Source organism: Runella sp., assembly GCF_965279615.1.
Classification (GTDB): Bacteria; Bacteroidota; Bacteroidia; order Cytophagales; family Spirosomataceae; genus Runella.
Map to the genome: position 1 here is coordinate 7,289,917 of NZ_OZ257252.1, position 17,185 is coordinate 7,307,101.

A 17,185-nucleotide genomic window follows, 5' to 3' on the forward strand; every position below is an offset into this window, starting at 1 on the left:
TTAGTTTTCGGTAAAAATCAGCGTGTATTGCTTCCTTTGAGACTTATCCTGCTGCCAGGTATCTTTGAAAACAGCCGAATGAAACTGATGAATAGCTATTTTTTCAATTTCTTCGAGTGTTGCCGATTTACCGTTCAACATAAAAATATCGTTTCGTCTACGCTCGGCGATATTTAGTAAATCATTATTTGAAAGGTTGAGATAATTTGATTTTTTCGTTTGAGATTTTAACTGAGTTAAGGAGGCTTTTGTAAATTCAGTACTGCCACCGGGACCTAAGTTGTTGGTTGTCTGTATCTTTAAATAGTTAATTTGATTTTTATTTAATAATTCCAAAGCGATTTTTTCATCCTGATCAGCCACGGCTTTTAAGGCGGCCGGCATATCGTCTTTCTTGCGGGTTCCACAAGACCCTCTTTCGCCAATCGAAATATATCCCCCCATGAAGCCAGAGGCTCAAATTTATCGGTGTCTGAATGTGCAAAGCCACAGCCACTGTGTTCGTTTCTGCTGCCTCTGGCCGCAATGCCAATAATGAACTGGTTAAGCGGGTCCATTTTTACTTCAGTCACGTCAAAAATGAGGTTACGCTTGGTAAACTCCTTCTTCATTTCTACCAAATCTTCCAAGGTCATTTTGGGGGTAACAAGCCAGTTGAGCATATTGCCTTCATAAATAATGTACTTGGTTGCTGACGTATATTGTTGCGTATCTGCCACAACAGCAGGAATAGGAAACTGCCCGGTTTCTTTTTGCATGTTTTTCGATGGCTTTTCCAATACAAAATCATTGAATACAGGCTTTTCAGAAGCTTTTGGCGGTTTTACTACTTCCCATTTTTGCAATTTCTCAACCACTTGTGCAGCGGCTTTGACCTGATACGGTTTGGTAAAAGCGGCACAGACCCACAGCATTCCCACAAAAACAACATACTTGCTCAAGCCAAGCCATTTAGACTTTTTCCTGTTCATCATTTCAATGCGAATTTTGAGTTGCGATTTATTAAAATGGTTGACAAAGGCTTGGTTATCAGTAGACAGTGTAGTGCGAAGCAAATGGTATTGATACGATTTCTTTTCAATACCGCTGTCGAGTACGGCGCGGTCAGTGATGAATTCCAGTGTTTCCTGTACGAGTCGCTGATGCCACCACGCAAAAGGATTGAACCAAAACACAATCTTCAGAGCCTCGGCGGTGAGCATATCTATGCTGTGGCGTTGGTGCGCGTGGACACATTCGTGCGCCCAAACCTGCGCCCATTCTTCGTCGTTGTGGTGAGCGGGGTTGTAGAATACCCAATGGAAAAAAGAAAAAGGAGAGGTTATTTTTTTACTTTCGATCAGGTACACTCCTTCATCGGTTTCGTGCGGTATGCCATTGCGTTTAAGATGCCAAAGCGCTCCTAATTGAATGAGCAATTTGAGGGTTAACAAACCTGCCACGGCGATATATAGTATTGCGGCCCATTCCCATAAAGAAAGAGGCGATGATTCCTGAGCGTTATTCGAATTTACGTTTGATGCAGTCGTTGGTTGAGAGGAAGGAAGAGAATGCTCTTTTTCCGGTAAAATTGGTGCATAGGTAGATTCTTTGGTCGGCAAAACGACGGCAACGGCTTTGGCAGGTGCGTCGGGCATCCAGGCAAAATCGGGAAGGGGAATGATCGGTAAAAATAATGTAGCCGCCACGTTGATCCACAAAAGCCAACGATTGACCTGTAAAAAAGTCTCACGTTTGACCAGCCACGCATAAGCCGCCGTCAAAATCGCCAACACCAAACCGGCTTTCAAAAGGTAAGAAAGAAATTCGTAGTTCATGGTTAAGAAATTGTTGGTTTAGGTAATATTCTTACATGTGCTGTTGCCGTTACACCGGACTTCGCGCAAAATTCACCGCTATCCTTGTTCGATCATGCGTAATATCTCGCGCAATTCGTCAGCGGTAACTTTGTCATTTTGGGCAAAATACGAGACCATATTTTTGTAAGAATTATCAAAGTAATCGCCTACTAATTTGTTGATAACGAATTGATTTTGATAGTCTTCTTTGCTGATCAGTGGAAAATACTCGTGCGTATTTCCAAAAGAACGGTGCCCTACGTACCCTTTTTCTTCGAGGTTACGAATAATGGTCGATACTGTGTTGTAGTGCAGCGGTGGGCTGGTGAAAAACGGTAATAGGTCTTTGATAAATGCCGATTCGGCTTTCCAAAGTGCCTGCATTATTTCTTCTTCTTTGTTGGTTAGCTTTTCCATGAAGTAAACATACAACTATATTTATAGTTTACAAACTATTTTTATAGTTTTTCTTTTACTGCTTATTTTCTGAACCATTTTTCGCATTTTTGGTTAGAAATACGTGTCAATACATTTATGTTCACCTTATCCCATTCGACAATGAAAAAACTGATCCTTATTGGGGCGATGTTTGCGTTGCAGGCTTTTACGCCCCGTCCGCTCGAAAACCCCATTCCATTGTGCCAAACTTCCGCGCACGACATGGCCATGCTGGGCGCTGACCCCGCTTATCAAATGCTTCACGAAGCACCGCTGCCATTCCATTATGCCGGCAAAGGTGAGACGATTACTTTTCCAACGCCCGATGGAAAACCTGCTTCCGGCTTTTTAATAAAGTCTGCCAAAAAATCAGACAAATGGCTGTTAGTCTATCAGGAATGGTGGGGCCTAAACGACCACATTAAGAAAGAAGCTGAAACCTATTCCAACGACCTCGGCGATGTAAATGTACTCGCGTTGGATATGTACGACGGTCAGGTTGGTACAACGCGTGAGGAAGCTGGAAAACTCATGCAGTCGGCGACCAAAGAACGCTTGGAAGCGATTATGAAAGGCGGTATCGGTTATGCCGGTAAGGACGCTAAAATTGCAAGCGTAGGTTGGTGTTTTGGCGGCATGTTGTCGTTGCAGTCGGCATTATTGGAAGGAAAACAAGCCGTTGGCTGTGTCATGTATTACGGACGTCCGGTAGAAGATGTTGAAAAGCTCAAAACGTTGAATGTAGATGTATTGGGCGTTTTTGGCAGCCAGGACGCAGGAATTCCACCGGCTACCGTAGCAAAATTCGAAGAAAATATGAAAGCGGCAGGCAAGCAGGTAACGATCAAAATGTACGATGCCGTTCACGGGTTTGCCAACCCAAGCAATGCCAAGCACGACCCCGTTGCCACGGCCGATGCCTACAAAAATTCATTGGCGTATTTGAAGAAAAAATTCAGTTAACAGGTGTAGGGGCGGGGTTTACCTCCGCCCGAAATCGACAATACGGGGCCTTGTATTCGCCTTTTTGCATAAAACACATTTCAAGGTTTTCGGGCGGAGGCAAGCCCCCCCTCTGCATTATTTTGATATATAATTGATAGGGTAGAGATTAGCTCTGCCCTTTTTTATTTTACACTTCTTTCGCGCGGAGACATGAATCAATAGCGCGTTTTTCAGGCAGATGTAATACTCAATATCGCCGTTTTCGGGCAGACGCGAGGCCTGCCCCTACATTTTTATCTTTTCTGCCCAACTTTTCCTTATTTTGAATTGTTACCGAATAATCAAGGGTTTATGAACTCTTTATCGTAATTTTGCAGACTTTTTCTGATATACTGCACAGAAAACCTCTGTTCTGAACAAGATAAAAATACACGTATTATGCTTACAATTACGGATTTACAAGCGTCGGTTGACGACAAGGCGATTTTGAAAGGAATCAATTTGACGATCAAACCCGGTGAAGTCCACGCAATAATGGGGCCGAACGGTTCCGGTAAAAGTACCCTCGCGTCGGTATTGGCGGGGCGTGAAGAATACGAAGTAACGGGAGGAAGCGTCGAATTTGACGGACAGGATTTGCTCGAGATGTCGCCTGAGGCGCGTGCTGCAGCAGGTATATTTCTGGCCTTTCAATATCCGGTCGAAATCCCGGGTGTAACCACCATCAACTTCCTGAAAACAGCGCTCAATGAAATCCGCAAATCACGCGGAGAAGCTCCGTTGGATGCAGCGCAGTTTTTGAAACTCATGCGCGAAAAAGCCAAAGTGGTCAATATTGACGATTCATTGTTGAAACGTTCGTTGAACGAAGGTTTTTCGGGTGGTGAGAAAAAACGCAACGAGATCTTCCAGATGGCAATGTTGGAACCAAAATTGGCCATCCTTGACGAAACCGATTCAGGCCTTGATATTGACGCTTTACGTATCGTAGCCGAAGGAGTCAACAAACTTCGTTCGCCTGAGCGCGCTGTGATCGTGGTGACCCACTACCAACGTCTGCTTGACTACATTGTACCTGATTATGTACACGTATTGTACAAAGGCCGCATCGTAAAATCAGGCTCGAAAGAACTTGCTTTTGAGTTGGAAGAAAAAGGTTACGATTGGATCAAAGCCGAAGTGGCAGCGTTGTAAATGAGTTAAAAGTTAATGGTTAAAAGTTGATGGGAGTTTTCCCGCACAGTTAACAATTAACAACCTTACAGGAAAAAAATGAGCAATACACTCAATAACGATTTAAAACAGCAACTTGTTGCGGATTTTAAGGCTACGGAAAGTCGCCTGAACGGCGAAGCCAAAACGGAGGTTCATCAGAAACGCCGTGAAGCTATGCAACGCTTTGAAGCGTTGGGTTTTCCTACCATTAAGCACGAGGAATGGAAATACAGTAACGTAAATAACCTTGTAAAACAAGGATTTGATTTTAACGTCAAATCTGATTTCGGGACGACTGAAGTAGAGGCGCTCGAAATTCCGAACTTACAGGGCAACGTGCTTTACTTCGTCAACGGAATGTACAATGCCGGACTTTCCCATATTGTTTCACCCGAAAGCCAGTTGCAAATCCTCAATTTTGGACAGGCAATCAAAGAAAAGCCTGAGTTGTTGGCTTCTTATTTTGCCCATTACGCCAATTACAAAGACGAAGCATTTACGGCATTAAATACCGCTTTTGCGCACGATGGAGTAGTGGTCAATGTACCCGCAGGAAAAGTAGTGGAAGAGCCTATCATTCTGCGCTTTGTGACAGATTCACGGACTGTCAATGCCGCTTCTCAACCGCGCAATTTGATCGTTGTTGGAAAAAACGCCGAAGTAAAAATTGCCGAAGCATTCCGGACACTTGGCGAGAACAGTTCTTTTACGAACGTAGTAACGGAGATCGTGGTGGAAGAAAATGCCAACGTTCAGTATTATAAAGTACAGAACGAAACCGAAAAAGCGTATCACATCGGCACTACGCAGGTGATTCAAAAAGATAATAGCCATTTTTATGCCGTAACGGTTACGGTAAACGGTGGTTTTGTTCGTAATAACCTCAACATTGTTTTGGATGGTCAAAATTGCGAAGCCTTCATGTATGGATTGTATTTCCCGAACGGCAAGCAACATGTTGATAACCATACTTTAGTAGATCACGCCAAGCCCAATTCATTCAGTAACGAGTTGTACAAAGGTATTTTGAAAGACAGATCAACGGGGGTTTTTAACGGAAAGATATTTGTGCGCGACCACGCCAGCAAGACCAATGCTTATCAGTCGTGCCGCAACGTAATGCTGTCGGATGATGCTTCGATGAATACCAAACCGCAATTGGAAATCTACAATGACGACGTTAAATGTTCGCACGGCACAACGACCGGAAAACTTAACGACGAAGCTTTGTTCTACATGCGTTCGCGCGGAATTCCGAAAACCGAAGCGGTAACATTGTTAATGTACGCTTTCTGCGAAGATGTCATCAGTCAAATCAAAATCGAACCGATCCGTGAATATTTATCCGGGCTAATTGCTGAGAAGCTGGCTCAATAATACGTTTCGGAAATGAATAGCCAATCCCTGCCAAACGACAGGGATTTTTTTATGCGTATTTACCACCCTTTTGTTGTTTTTGTCATCCTGAAAGGGTCTATTTACGTTTGAGCAATACTTTTTTGTTATCCTTCATAGTTAGATTTTTTCTGTTGGAGCATAATGACCCTGATCATGCAGACGAATGATAGACCCTTTCAGGGTGACAAAAGAGGATAAAGTTGCTTTTTCGGGGGTATCTTCTCTTGATTTGTTTCTTTATATATTTTTCTTAATAAACAATTCCTGCTATATCGTGAAAATCGTTTTTTTAGACGCCCGTACCTTAGGCGATGTGCCCAATTTAGATCAATTGAATGCTTTAGGCGATACCATTTTCCATCCCGACACGCAACCTGAACAGGTCAGTGAGCGCATTCAGGGTGCCGAAGTGGTGATTTCCAACAAAGTAAAAGTCACGCGCGAGGCGATGGCTAACACACCCGACCTGAAACTCATCTGTGTGGCGGCAACGGGCATGAACAACGTAGATTTGGCGGCAGCAGAAGAATTGGACATACAGGTCAGGAATGTAAAAGGCTATTCGACCGACAGTGTTGCGCAACAAACCTTTGCACTGCTGCTGGCATTGCTCAATTCTACGACCTATTACGATGAATACGTTAAAACAGGCGAATATTCCAAAGAGCGCATATTTACCCATTTGGGCCGCCCGTATTGGGAATTGAACGGAAAGCGTTTCGGTATTTTGGGATTGGGCGAAATTGGCCGACAGGTAGCACGCATCGCAATGGCATTTGGCGCAGAAGTAGTGTATTTCTCGGCTTCAGGCCAGGATTATAATGTTATTTATGAACGTTTGGAATTGAATGAATTTCTTCAAACCTGCGATGTGATTTCCATCCACGCACCGTTGAGTCCGGCTACTGAAAATCTGATCAATTATGAGCGTATTTCTCAAATGAAACCTACGGCGTTGCTGCTCAATACCAGTCGCGGGGGTATTGTAAATGAGCCCGATTTGGCAAAAGCTTTAGATAATGAGGTGATCGCAGGCGCAGCTATTGATGTTTTTACGCAGGAGCCTATTCCCGCTTCGCATCCCTATTTGCAGGTGCAGAAAAAAGAAAAACTGCTGTTGGCACCGCACATTGCGTGGTCAAGCATCGAAGCCCGCACGCGGTTGATGGATAAGGTAGCGGACAATATTCGGGGGTATTTAGAGAAAAAAGTTAACTAGTTGTTAATAGTTGGCAAAAGAAGTACAAAAACCTTCGTACTAAATTTCTACTTTTGGGGCTTGAACTGACCTTGTCCTAATGAAGAATTATATTAAACATGACCCTTGGTGCGTGGTCGAAGAAGGCTTTTATGCCGAATACAACGAAATTACCGAAAGTCTTACCAGTCTGGGCAATGGACGAATGGGGCAACGCGGTAATTTTGAAGAAAAATTTACGGGAAAAACCCTTCTTGGAAATTACGTAGCAGGTGTGTTTTATCCCGATAAAACCCGCGTTGGTTGGTGGAAGAACGGCTACCCGCGCTATTTTGCCAAAGTGCTGAACGCCTGCAATTGGATCGAGATCAACGTGCAGATCGACGGCGAAACCCTTGACTTAGGTGTATGCCCCGTTTCGGAATACTCACGGGTGTTGAACATGAAAGAGGGGATTTTGGAGCGTAAATTTGTGGCAACTTTATCGGGCGGAAAACAGATACGCGTTCATTCTCAGCGTTTTTGCAGCATTGTAGACGATGAAGCGGGAGCAATTCGGTACGCAATTACACCGCTGAATTTTGACGGAAAAATCACGCTGACTCCTTGTTTGGACGGAGACGTAAGCAATAAAGATTCCAATTACGGCGAAAAATTCTGGGATGAAATCCGCAAGGAAACGGCTTTTGGTGAAGCATACCTTGAAATGCGTACCAAAGATACACCCTTCAAAACAGAGCTTTTTACCGTGTGTACGGGTATGAAAATAGACCTCACCTTAAACGGCGAAACGGTTGATTTTCAGAGCAAACCTGTCAAAGGAGAGAAATGTGCGGCTTGTCAAGTGGAAATTAATGCCGCCGCCAATGAAGAAGTCGTATTGTATAAATATGCGGTCAATCTGGCGTCGCTCAACTACCCTGTAGATAAACTGCTGCCTAACGCCAAAGCCTATATTCAACGCATTTTTGAGAAAGGTTTTGAGCAAATGAAAGCCGAACAGGTGCAGGCGTGGGCTGACCGTTGGGCTAAAAATGACATTATCATCGAAGGAGACGATGCTGCACAGCAGGGCATTCGGTTCAATATTTTTCAATTGGAGCAAACTTATACCGGCGAAGACGACCGTCTGAATATCGGGCCAAAAGGCTTTACCGGTGAAAAATACGGTGGCAGTACTTATTGGGATACCGAAGCCTATTGCCTGCCTTTTTACTTGGCAACTGCTGACCAAAAAGTAGCGCGTAATCTTTTGATCTATCGCCACAAACACCTTCAAAAAGCCATTGAAAATGCTGTCAATCTTGGATTTAAAGATGGTGCGGCATTGTACCCAATGGTGACCATGACGGGCGAAGAATGCCATAATGAATGGGAAATTACTTTTGAAGAAATCCACCGCAACGGCGCCATTGCCTACGCCATTCATGATTACATTCGTCACACGGGTGATGAGGGCTATTTGGCTGAATACGGTTTGGACGTACTGATTGGTATTGCGCGTTTCTGGGCACAACGCGTCAACTGGTCGACCGATAAGCAGAAATATGTCATGCTTGGCGTCACCGGCCCTAACGAGTATGAAAACAACGTCAACAATAACTTTTATACCAACTACCTGGCGGCTTGGTGTTTGCGATTTACGTTGGAGGCTATCAAAATCGTAGATAAACAAGATTTATCGTCTCTACAGGAGATTTTTGCCAAAAACCATTTTGATGCTGCCACCGAAACGGCCAAATGGCAGCACATTACCGATAATATGCATTACCCGTACGATGAGCAACGGCAGGTCTATTTGCAACAGGATGGTTTTCTGGACAAAGAATTGCTCACGGTACACGATATTGCCGAACACCGACCCATCAACCAAAAGTGGTCATGGGACAGGATTTTGCGCAGTTGTTTTATCAAGCAGGCCGATGTGCTTCAGGGGTTATATTTCTTTGAAGAAGATTTTGATCTTGAAACCATCCGCCGCAATTTTGATTTCTACGAACCCATGACTGTGCATGAGTCGTCGTTATCGCCGTGTGTACACGTGATCCTGGCAGCAATGCTGGGCTACAAAGAAAAAGCCTACGAAATGTACCTGCGCACCTCGCGCCTCGACCTCGACGATTATAACAATGATACCGAAGACGGATTGCACATTACGAGCATGGCAGGTACGTGGATGTCGGTCATCAAAGGCTTTGCGGGAATGAGGATTCAAAACGATCAACTTTCATTTACCCCTTTTTTACCCGACCAATGGCAGGGTTATTCCTTCCGCGTTACCTTCAAAGGTCAAGTGATTCGTATTGCGGTTGGCGCTCAGTCCATTGAGGTAGAAAATTTATCGAACGCATCTGTTTCGTTCATGGTCGATAAAACAATCATTGAACTGGACGCAAACGAGGTAAAAACAGTGGAAAAGCAGTAAAGGAAAAACCTTCTTTTAAGCCGATGAGAAACACCCTCATCGGCTTTTTTAGTAATAATCGTTTTTAGTACGCAACAAAGTCAGGCTTTCACGCGTATGGGTTGACAAATAGTATGTTATCCACACCGTTATAAGTAAAGCTATGATCGAATATGTAAAAAGTTCGAAGGCAAGCTCAGTACCCTTGTTTTCAATTATTATTCCTACATGGAATAATTTGCCCTACCTGCAAACATGCATACGCAGTATCCGCCAAAATTCTGCCTATGCCCACCAAATCGTTTTACATATCAATGAAGGAAAAGACGGGACGTCCGAATGGGCCCAAACAGAAGGGCTGGATTATAGTTACTCGCCTGAAAATGTAGGTATATGTTTAGGATGTAACGCTGCTTTTTCGTTAACGGAAGCAGAATATATCGTCTACATGAACGATGATATGTATGCCTGTCCTGATTGGGATATGTATCTGTATCAGGCCATTAAGGAGTATGGGAAAGAAGATTTTTATTTTTCAGGTACCCAGATAGAGCGTTATCCCAATCCGTATGGTTACGTAATAGGTGGCCATAATTACGGAGATACTGTTCAGAATTTTCAGGAGACTAAATTGTTACAGGAGTACAAAGAACTGGCCGTTCCTGATTGGCAGGGAGCTTCTTTTCCGCCCAGTGTAATGCACCGCCACACGTGGAATCTGATCGGCGGATTTAGCATTGAATTCAGTCCCGGTATGTATTCTGATCCGGACATCAGCCGTAAAATGTGGGAAGCAGGTATTCGAAACTTCAAGGGCATCGGCAATAGTTTGGTCTATCACTTTGGTTCAAAATCAGTGAGTCGAATAGCCCATAACCCCGGCAGGAAGCAGTTCTTAAGAAAGTGGGGCGTGACAGCGCGGACTTTCTACGATTTTTACCTGAATTTTTACAGTAAGAACAGCGCAAATTTTGCCCGGTCCAATTCTTTTACTGCGAGCTCAGACTCGTTTCGTTTTAAATTAAAATTACTTTCTGACCGAATTCGCTTACTCTTTTGGTAATTGGGATACAATACCCTCAAAAGCAACGCGCTCTTTGATAAAAGTTCAATTATCAAAGAGCGCTTTTTATTTATGAATTCTTATTGAATATAGCCCATTCCAATGAGCCATTGATGGCAGCTTTGCGGCCAACTATGCACAGAACCTTTAAGTTTTTTTGCCAACCCAAAACCGTGTCCACCGTTTTCGTAAAGAAGCATAGAAGTGGGAATGCGAAGCTTACGAAGAGCATCATAGTACATCATACTGTTTTCGACGGGGACTCCTTTATCGTCGGTTGCGTGAATGAGGAGGGTAGGAGGTGTTTGTTCAGAAATTTGTTTTTCGGCAGAAAAACGCTCCAATTGCTCCTGAGAAGGGGTTTTACCCAACAAATTTTGAAATGAACCGGAATGCTTAAATGGCCCGGAAGTAATCACAGGATACATTAAAATAGAAAAGTTGGGCTTGCAAAGATCGGCACTTGATAGGTTTTCAAAACCTTTCAATTCTTTCACTTTGGGCCAAAGCGTACTTACGGTAGCCGCTAAATGGCCGCCGGCAGAGAACCCCATTATGCCAATCCGATTAGGATCAATTTTATATTTGTCGGCACCTTCGCGAATCAATTTTATACCTTGAAGTGCATCCTGCAGCCCTACTTCGTGTTTATTGGACCAAAGCCGATCATCAGGCAGACGGTATTTCAGCACAAAAGCGGTAACACCAATGCTGTTGAACCACTTGGCTACATCAACCCCTTCATGACCGGAAGCTTCAATACCATAGCCACCTCCGGGGCAGATCATGATGGCCGAGCCGTTGGGATTGGTAGGCAAATAGGCTGAGAGTGTGGGGAAAACAATATTACTGATGCGCAGAATGCTGTCGTTTCCCACTTCAATTTTTTCCCGTATCGTACGATTTTTTAAATCATTGGGCATTTGGTCGGCTGACCAAAGAGAAATGACGGTTTGGGAACGCGACATGGTGGAATGCAGGCTAATAAGTATAAACGGTAAAAAGAAAAATAAACGATGATAACGCGACATAACGGTTTGGAGGTTGGATAAAATTAAACCAAATATCTTTATAAATGATAAAAGCGCCCAATTCACAAAAACTAACCAAGTTTTTATGAACAGCGCTATATTAATATGTTCTGAGCCAACCTGTCAGACTAAGGCGTTCGTGTGTGGCAGGAAGTACTTCATGCTCCAATAAGTCGGCCTCAAAACATACCAATCTCCCACCAAACGGGGCTATTTTAATGGGTTGGTTGCCGGGTAAATAAATGACAAGTTCACCGCCATCCGCTGCCTGCCAATCTTCATTTAAATAACAAATGATTGATATTTTGCGGTGGGAATCGGTTTTAAAACGATCAAGGTGGCGTTTGTAAAATGTACCGATGGGGTACAATGCATAATGAAGTTCAAAGTCTTTCAATCCTAAATAACAACTGCGATTAAGGCATTGAATCAAGGTATTTATTTTCTGAAAATATACTTGCTCAACAACAACAGTTGAATGCTCGTCCAGCCACAAGATCTGATCGCCCCTAATTTGCGCCTGTACATGTTGGTCATTGCCTTGTCCAATGCCCGCCTTTTTAAAACTTCCTGCCGAATGTCGTTCTCTGAGGGTAACGACCAAAGCACTTATTTCTTCAGAAGTCAGAAAGAAATCAACAACTCCATAGCTTTGCTCCGCAATGCTATCCATTAGATTATCAAACAATTCCATAGTTTGTATTGATAACCAAGTTGTCTTCCAACAAATGACTCTCAACAATTAAATGTTAACTCTTTTACTTGTCAAAAGTAGACATTTTTTTACCTTTGTTACGCAATCTAACATTATTGCCTCTGCAACTCATTATATATATTCAATTGCCTGATAGGGTGGCGTAACGGCGCTGAGCCGGGCTTCTATGGTTTGTGAATATCTTCACAGCCTGTACCTCTATTATTTACGTCCCAACCAATCCAGTTTCCATGTTTCAGTTAGAATCAACTCGTCTGCGGTTAATCCCGCTTAATACAACTCAATTACAACTTCACGCCGCTGATTATGAGGCACTTCAGCGTTCGTTGGGGCTTGTGCCGCGTCAAATGCAGATGGAAGAATATTTTCAGAATGAATTTGACGATGCATTAGCCAATTTTTGGCTTCCCGAAACCGCCGCCAATGCATCTCGCTATGAATGGTTTACCAATTGGCTCATTATTTATAAGGCAGACAATTGTGTCGCCGGTGGAATCGGCGTTACCGGATTGCCCAATGACCGGGGAGAAACCGAGATCGGTTATGGAATCGATCAGGGATACCGAGGTCGGGGGATTGCGGCCGAAGCACTCGAATGTATGGCCAAATGGGTTTTTAAACATCCCGCTTCCGAGGCATTGATAGCACATACGCCCGTGGCCTTGGTTAACTCGCAGCGCGTTTTACAAAAAGCAGGATTTAAGCAAATTCGCGAAAGCGAAGGGCTGATTTTGTGGCGAAAATTAAACTCAAATTAGGTATCACTCCCGAAAAACCGTAGGTTTGCTAAAAAATTGTATCAATGAAAATAGCACCTAATCAAGTCGTAGCAGTGACCTACGAACTGAGTCTTTTGAACGACGGCGACGAATGGCAAATGGTCGAAACCGTTGGTGATGACCAACCTATGTATTTTATTCAAGGAATGAGCGGCCTTCCCGAAGCATTTGAAGATCAATTGAACGGCCTTTCGGAAGGCGATACTTTTGACTTTAAATTAGATCCTGAACAAGGCTACGGAGATTATGATCCCGAAGCGGTTGCGGAGATTCCTTTGGAAGTATTTAAAGTAGATGGAAAGCTACAGGAAGATATTCTTCAAGTGGGTAATATGGTTCCGATGACCAACGAAGAAGGACATCGTTTGATGGGCCAAGTAGTTGAAGTTGATGAAGAAATTGTAGTAATGGATTTTAACCATCCCTTGGCAGGACGTGAAATGCATTTTGTTGGCAAAGTTGGCAAAGTGCGTGCTGCAACGGCCGAAGAGCTTGAGCACGGCCACGTTCACGGCGACGGTGGAGTACACCATTAGAAAAGTGTAAAGTGGAGAAGTGGAAAGGTTAAAGTGGAAAATAAGTTATTCGCACTTTCAACTTTCTATAGGTAAAAGAGTGTAAAATGGAAAGGTTAAAGTAGAGAAATAAATCATTCTTACTTTACACTTTCAACTTTACACTCTTTCCTTAAACAATAGGTTCCTGCTGACTCAGGCAGTGAAAACTTCCCAGACCCCACACGATCTCTGTCGAGTCAATTCCCACCACTTTGCGGTCGGTAAAACATTGGCTTAGAATATCCAAGGCCCGTTGATCATTTGCGCAGCGAAATGTAGGTACGATCACGGCTGCATTGCTGATGTAAAAATTGGCATAAGATGCCGGCAATCGCAAGTCGTCACTGTATACCGGAGTAGGCATTGGCAGCTCCACAATGTTGAGTTGTTTGCCGTTGAGTAAACGCATTTGTTTCAATTCGTGCAGGTTTTCCTGCAATAATTCGTAATTATCGTCCGATCTATTTTCTTCAACAACAGTCACTACGGTGTCTTCATTCACAAATCGAACGGTATCATCAATGTGTCCGTCGGTGTCGTCGCCAACGATGCCATCACCTACCCATAGTACCTGCTCCATGCCGTAATAATCACACAGGTATTGTTCGATCTGCCCTTGATTGAGGTGCGGATTCCTGTTTTCGTTCAGCAAACACGCACGACTCGTCATGACCGTTCCTTTGCCATTAAATTCTACTGAGCCACCTTCCATGATAATGCCCGGTGTGACATATTCCAAACCTAAATAATGTGCAATGGCGACCGGAATCAGATCATCATTGTTGAAAGGGGGGTATTTGCCGCCCCATGCGTTATAGCCCCAATTAACCACCAAACGCTCATTTGTATCGGAATTGATCAAAATACCCGGGCCGTGATCGCGACACCACGAATCATTGGTAGCGTGTACCGGCAACTCAATTTGATTCATATCCACGCCTGCACCGAGTAAGTGGAGTTGGATGGTTTGCCTGACGAGTTCATTGTGGGCATTGATACAAACCTTCTCGCCTTCACTGATCGTCTTGATAAATTCAATGTATGCGGGAAGCATTTTAGGCTGCCGTTCATACGTCCAAGATGCTTCGGTATGCGGAAAACTCAGCCAAGTGGCGCGGTGAGGATGCCATTCGGCAGGAAAGAAAAAGCCACGTTGTTTGGGCGTTGATTGATTTGACATAGTCTAAACGCTGATGCATGTTTTTGAGGCTGCAAAAATAGCCGAAAAAGTAGATTTTTTATCTGAAAGTTATCTTCCCCTTTCCCGAAATCCTCTTATATTTAGTGAAAAATTACATTCATTTACAAACCTTCTGACTCATGCGTACAGGCTTTTTCTCACTTATAACGGTCTTTTTCCTGATTAGCTTTGTCGGTCAGGCGCAGAAAAAAACTCCTTTCATCAAAAGCGGCGGCAGCATGTATGATGTGCCGGAAGCGGAGCCAATTGCCGATAAGCAAATGAAATACAAGATATTGTATGAAATTTCCAAAGGCGCTGATAAACCTGATTCGGTCAACAGTACGTTAGATAAATTGGCCCGTTTGGTCAATCTTCATTTATCGGCAGGTATTCCCAGACAAAATCTGGATGTGGTGGCAGTGGTTCATTTTCTGGGAACTCCGTTGATATTGAGCGACGAAGCCTATAAAAAGAAGTATGGTGTTGCCAATCCTAACACGGCCCTTATCAATGAATTGACTGCCAATGGTGTAAAATTATACATCTGTGGACAATCACTCTATATGCGTAAAATGGAGAGCGAGCCTCGTAATCCCAACATTAAAGTTACCCCTTCGGCGATGTTGTTGATGACTACGCTTCAGTCAAAGGGCTATGTGCCGATCATACCATAAATTACGTAGGGGCAGGCCTCGCGTCTGCCCAATAACCGCGAAACCACCAACGAAAAAAAGGGCAGACGCAAGGCCTGCCCCTGCGCGTTGTTGATAATTTTCTGAATTATAAATTCCGTTGATTAGACCAAAGCCGGCAGACATTCTTTAATTTTGCCCCGTAGATTTGAATTGTAAAGAACCTGAAAGTTCTGCGATTCAAAGATCAATGTCTAACTTCCAATAGCTTCCATTTTGCTTTTCAAAGATATACTCGGTCACGACGATACCAAGCGAGCGCTCATACGCTCCGTCCAAAATAACCATGTTGCGCACGCCCAACTTTTTGATGGGCCTGTAGGAGGAGCGGGTATTGCGTTGGCCTGGGCTTTTGCCACGTTTGTTAATTGTGAAGACCGCCAACCCGACGATGCCTGCGGACGCTGTGCATCCTGCTCCAAAATGCGTAAGCTGGTTCATCCGGATGTCTATCATATTTTTCCGTTGCCTCGCACCCCGAAAGATGGAGAGGATTTATTGGGAGAGTTGACCCCTAAATGGCGCGCATTTCTGGATGAACATCCTTACCGAACGCTCCCCGAATGGCTGTCCTATATTAATGCTACGGGTAATCAGCAGGGAATTATTCCGATCAGAGAATCAAGGAGTATTGTTAATAAATTGTCACTCAAGGCTTTTGAGGGTGAGTTTAAAATCATGCTGTTTTGGCAACCTGAACTGCTTAATGTTCAGGCGGCAAATGCATTGTTGAAAATTTTGGAAGAGCCACCCGAAAAAACCCTGTTTTTGATCGTTTCCAGCCAATCGGATAAGTTGTTGACCACCATCATTTCGCGTACGCAGCGCGTAGCCATCCGCGCATTTACCGACGAAGAAGTGGTTTTGTTCCTAACCCAAAAAGGATTCGATGAACGTCGGGCGCGGCAAATCGCTTATTTGAGTGAAGGAAACCTGTCGGAAGCAATGCGTCTGACCAATGAAACAGAAGACGACCGCCATGCGTGGTTTGCGCAATGGATGCGCAAGTGTTATTCCCGCGATTTTGTGTCATTGGTCAAATTGGCCGATGAGTTTGATACGTTGGGAAAAGAAAAGCAAAAAGGCATTTTTGATTATACACTCAATCTGTTTCGGGACTTGTTTTTGTGGCAAAATGGTGTGTCAGAGTTGCTGCGTTTGCAGGAGGAAGAACTTAGTTTCGTACAAAAATTTGGCAAAGCAGTCAATCCCAATGCCATTGAGTTGTTGATTCAGGAAATCACTGACGGCTACTATCACCTCGAACGAAATGCCCGCGCCAAAGTGCTGTTTCTGGATATTTCATTGACGGCAGCGCGAACAATGCGCTTATCATAAAAATTGATCTACCCAACTTTGCCTCTTCTAAAATTATTTTATGGTGATTTTAAAGTGACTTTTGAGTAAAAAGGCAGTCAAAAAAACAGGGCCAATTTAAAACTGCACTCAATGAACATCATTATCACCATCATCGTAGGAGCTATTGCCGGTTGGTTGGCAGATTTGGCCTTCAAACGTTTTTCTTTTTCTACGCTTTACCAAATCGGATTAGGTATTGCAGGTGCTTTTGTCGGAAGTTTTCTGTTTGAAGGCGAATTTCATTCTTTATTGGGTCTTCCCGTTTTTATCGGCCGTGTTATTGAAGCGTTTATCGGCGCTGCTGTCATACTGGGTCTGATCATTTTATACCGACGTTTGACCGATAAAAGCTAAGTCTCCATTTTCGAAA

General features: G+C 43.7%; 17 protein-coding genes. 11 read left to right on the forward strand and 6 right to left on the reverse strand.

Features of this window, described 5'->3' with window-relative positions; translation table 11 throughout:
- From ACQY73_RS30695 to ACQY73_RS30705, 3 genes are all read right to left on the reverse strand, one after another.
- Window positions 1-363 carry a hypothetical protein gene (locus ACQY73_RS30695; protein ID WP_428657990.1) on the reverse strand — a complete coding sequence of 121 codons (363 nt, stop codon included), beginning with the start codon at window positions 361-363 and terminating at the stop codon, window positions 1-3.
- A 5-nt stretch (window positions 364-368) separates the two neighbouring features.
- On the reverse strand, window positions 369-1,817 hold the full coding sequence (locus ACQY73_RS30700) for a M56 family metallopeptidase (RefSeq protein ID WP_428657991.1): 1,449 nt from the start codon (window positions 1,815-1,817) through the stop codon (window positions 369-371).
- Between the two features lie 78 nt (window positions 1,818-1,895).
- On the reverse strand, window positions 1,896-2,255 hold the full coding sequence (locus ACQY73_RS30705; protein ID WP_428657992.1) for a BlaI/MecI/CopY family transcriptional regulator: 360 nt from the start codon (window positions 2,253-2,255) through the stop codon (window positions 1,896-1,898).
- A gap of 141 nt (window positions 2,256-2,396) precedes the next feature.
- Between ACQY73_RS30705 and ACQY73_RS30710 the strand changes: the two genes are divergently transcribed.
- The 6 genes from ACQY73_RS30710 (at window position 2,397) to ACQY73_RS30735 (ending at window position 10,499) form a co-directional block, all read left to right on the forward strand.
- Entirely contained in the window at window positions 2,397-3,239 is an 843-nt protein-coding gene (locus ACQY73_RS30710) for a dienelactone hydrolase family protein (RefSeq protein WP_428657993.1), read from the forward strand.
- Between the two features lie 420 nt (window positions 3,240-3,659).
- Complete coding sequence (sufC, locus tag ACQY73_RS30715) at window positions 3,660-4,415, forward strand: Fe-S cluster assembly ATPase SufC (RefSeq protein WP_428657994.1); 756 nt, start codon at window positions 3,660-3,662, stop codon at window positions 4,413-4,415.
- Window positions 4,416-4,493: 78 nt separating this feature from the next.
- Window positions 4,494-5,813 carry a Fe-S cluster assembly protein SufD gene (gene sufD, locus ACQY73_RS30720; protein WP_428657995.1) on the forward strand — a complete coding sequence of 440 codons (1,320 nt, stop codon included), beginning with the start codon at window positions 4,494-4,496 and terminating at the stop codon, window positions 5,811-5,813.
- A gap of 295 nt (window positions 5,814-6,108) precedes the next feature.
- Window positions 6,109-7,053 carry a D-2-hydroxyacid dehydrogenase gene (locus tag ACQY73_RS30725; protein WP_428657996.1) on the forward strand — a complete coding sequence of 315 codons (945 nt, stop codon included), beginning with the start codon at window positions 6,109-6,111 and terminating at the stop codon, window positions 7,051-7,053.
- Window positions 7,054-7,132: 79 nt separating this feature from the next.
- Window positions 7,133-9,457 (forward strand): glycoside hydrolase family 65 protein, encoded by a 2,325-nt coding sequence (locus ACQY73_RS30730; RefSeq protein ID WP_428657997.1) that lies wholly within the window; start codon window positions 7,133-7,135, stop codon window positions 9,455-9,457.
- Window positions 9,458-9,599: 142 nt separating this feature from the next.
- Window positions 9,600-10,499 (forward strand): glycosyltransferase family 2 protein, encoded by a 900-nt coding sequence (locus ACQY73_RS30735; RefSeq protein WP_428657998.1) that lies wholly within the window; start codon window positions 9,600-9,602, stop codon window positions 10,497-10,499.
- An 80-nt stretch (window positions 10,500-10,579) separates the two neighbouring features.
- Here ACQY73_RS30735 and ACQY73_RS30740 read toward each other — a convergent pair whose 3' ends face one another.
- Both ACQY73_RS30740 and ACQY73_RS30745 read right to left on the reverse strand, forming a co-directional pair.
- Window positions 10,580-11,530, reverse strand: coding sequence for an alpha/beta hydrolase (locus tag ACQY73_RS30740; RefSeq protein ID WP_428657999.1), 951 nt, complete (start codon window positions 11,528-11,530; stop codon window positions 10,580-10,582).
- A 100-nt stretch (window positions 11,531-11,630) separates the two neighbouring features.
- Window positions 11,631-12,224 carry a 2OG-Fe(II) oxygenase gene (locus ACQY73_RS30745; RefSeq protein ID WP_428658000.1) on the reverse strand — a complete coding sequence of 198 codons (594 nt, stop codon included), beginning with the start codon at window positions 12,222-12,224 and terminating at the stop codon, window positions 11,631-11,633.
- Between the two features lie 251 nt (window positions 12,225-12,475).
- Here ACQY73_RS30745 and ACQY73_RS30750 point away from each other — a divergent pair, with 251 nt between their 5' ends.
- Both ACQY73_RS30750 and ACQY73_RS30755 read left to right on the forward strand, forming a co-directional pair.
- Window positions 12,476-13,003: a GNAT family N-acetyltransferase gene (locus ACQY73_RS30750; RefSeq protein WP_428658001.1), complete on the forward strand. Its 528-nt coding sequence runs from the start codon at window positions 12,476-12,478 to the stop codon at window positions 13,001-13,003.
- Between the two features lie 44 nt (window positions 13,004-13,047).
- The gene (locus ACQY73_RS30755) at window positions 13,048-13,560 is read left to right on the forward strand and encodes an FKBP-type peptidyl-prolyl cis-trans isomerase (RefSeq protein WP_428658002.1); all 513 of its coding nucleotides are present in this window, start codon (window positions 13,048-13,050) and stop codon (window positions 13,558-13,560) included.
- Between the two features lie 151 nt (window positions 13,561-13,711).
- On the opposite strand, the gene ACQY73_RS30760 is transcribed toward ACQY73_RS30755, so the two are convergent.
- Complete coding sequence (locus ACQY73_RS30760) at window positions 13,712-14,761, reverse strand: agmatine deiminase family protein (RefSeq protein WP_428658003.1); 1,050 nt, start codon at window positions 14,759-14,761, stop codon at window positions 13,712-13,714.
- Between the two features lie 140 nt (window positions 14,762-14,901).
- On the opposite strand from ACQY73_RS30760, the gene ACQY73_RS30765 reads away from it, so the two are divergent.
- From ACQY73_RS30765 to ACQY73_RS30775, 3 genes are all read left to right on the forward strand, one after another.
- Window positions 14,902-15,438: a DsrE family protein gene (locus ACQY73_RS30765; RefSeq protein ID WP_428658004.1), complete on the forward strand. Its 537-nt coding sequence runs from the start codon at window positions 14,902-14,904 to the stop codon at window positions 15,436-15,438.
- 234 nt (window positions 15,439-15,672) lie between these two features.
- Window positions 15,673-16,794, forward strand: a complete 1,122-nt coding sequence (locus ACQY73_RS30770) for an ATP-binding protein (RefSeq protein WP_428658005.1) — start codon at window positions 15,673-15,675, stop codon at window positions 16,792-16,794.
- A 111-nt stretch (window positions 16,795-16,905) separates the two neighbouring features.
- Entirely contained in the window at window positions 16,906-17,169 is a 264-nt protein-coding gene (locus tag ACQY73_RS30775) for a GlsB/YeaQ/YmgE family stress response membrane protein (RefSeq protein WP_428658006.1), read from the forward strand.
- Window positions 17,170-17,185: the final 16 nt, after the last annotated feature.

Bases quoted from the DNA above. Each gene is read 5' to 3' on its own strand.
- ACQY73_RS30700 (WP_428657991.1), bottom strand. From the start codon at position 1,817: ATGAACTACGAATTTCTTTCTTACCTTTTGAAAGCCGGTTTGGTGTTG.
- ACQY73_RS30705 (WP_428657992.1), bottom strand. From the start codon at position 2,255: ATGGAAAAGCTAACCAACAAAGAAGAAGAAATAATGCAGGCACTTTGG.
- ACQY73_RS30710 (WP_428657993.1), top strand. From the start codon at position 2,397: ATGAAAAAACTGATCCTTATTGGGGCGATGTTTGCGTTGCAGGCTTTT.
- sufC (WP_428657994.1), top strand. From the start codon at position 3,660: ATGCTTACAATTACGGATTTACAAGCGTCGGTTGACGACAAGGCGATT.
- sufD (WP_428657995.1), top strand. From the start codon at position 4,494: ATGAGCAATACACTCAATAACGATTTAAAACAGCAACTTGTTGCGGAT.
- ACQY73_RS30730 (WP_428657997.1), top strand. From the start codon at position 7,133: ATGAAGAATTATATTAAACATGACCCTTGGTGCGTGGTCGAAGAAGGC.
- ACQY73_RS30735 (WP_428657998.1), top strand. From the start codon at position 9,600: ATGATCGAATATGTAAAAAGTTCGAAGGCAAGCTCAGTACCCTTGTTT.
- ACQY73_RS30740 (WP_428657999.1), bottom strand. From the start codon at position 11,530: ATGTCGCGTTATCATCGTTTATTTTTCTTTTTACCGTTTATACTTATT.
- ACQY73_RS30745 (WP_428658000.1), bottom strand. From the start codon at position 12,224: ATGGAATTGTTTGATAATCTAATGGATAGCATTGCGGAGCAAAGCTAT.
- ACQY73_RS30750 (WP_428658001.1), top strand. From the start codon at position 12,476: ATGTTTCAGTTAGAATCAACTCGTCTGCGGTTAATCCCGCTTAATACA.
- ACQY73_RS30755 (WP_428658002.1), top strand. From the start codon at position 13,048: ATGAAAATAGCACCTAATCAAGTCGTAGCAGTGACCTACGAACTGAGT.
- ACQY73_RS30760 (WP_428658003.1), bottom strand. From the start codon at position 14,761: ATGTCAAATCAATCAACGCCCAAACAACGTGGCTTTTTCTTTCCTGCC.
- ACQY73_RS30765 (WP_428658004.1), top strand. From the start codon at position 14,902: ATGCGTACAGGCTTTTTCTCACTTATAACGGTCTTTTTCCTGATTAGC.
- ACQY73_RS30775 (WP_428658006.1), top strand. From the start codon at position 16,906: ATGAACATCATTATCACCATCATCGTAGGAGCTATTGCCGGTTGGTTG.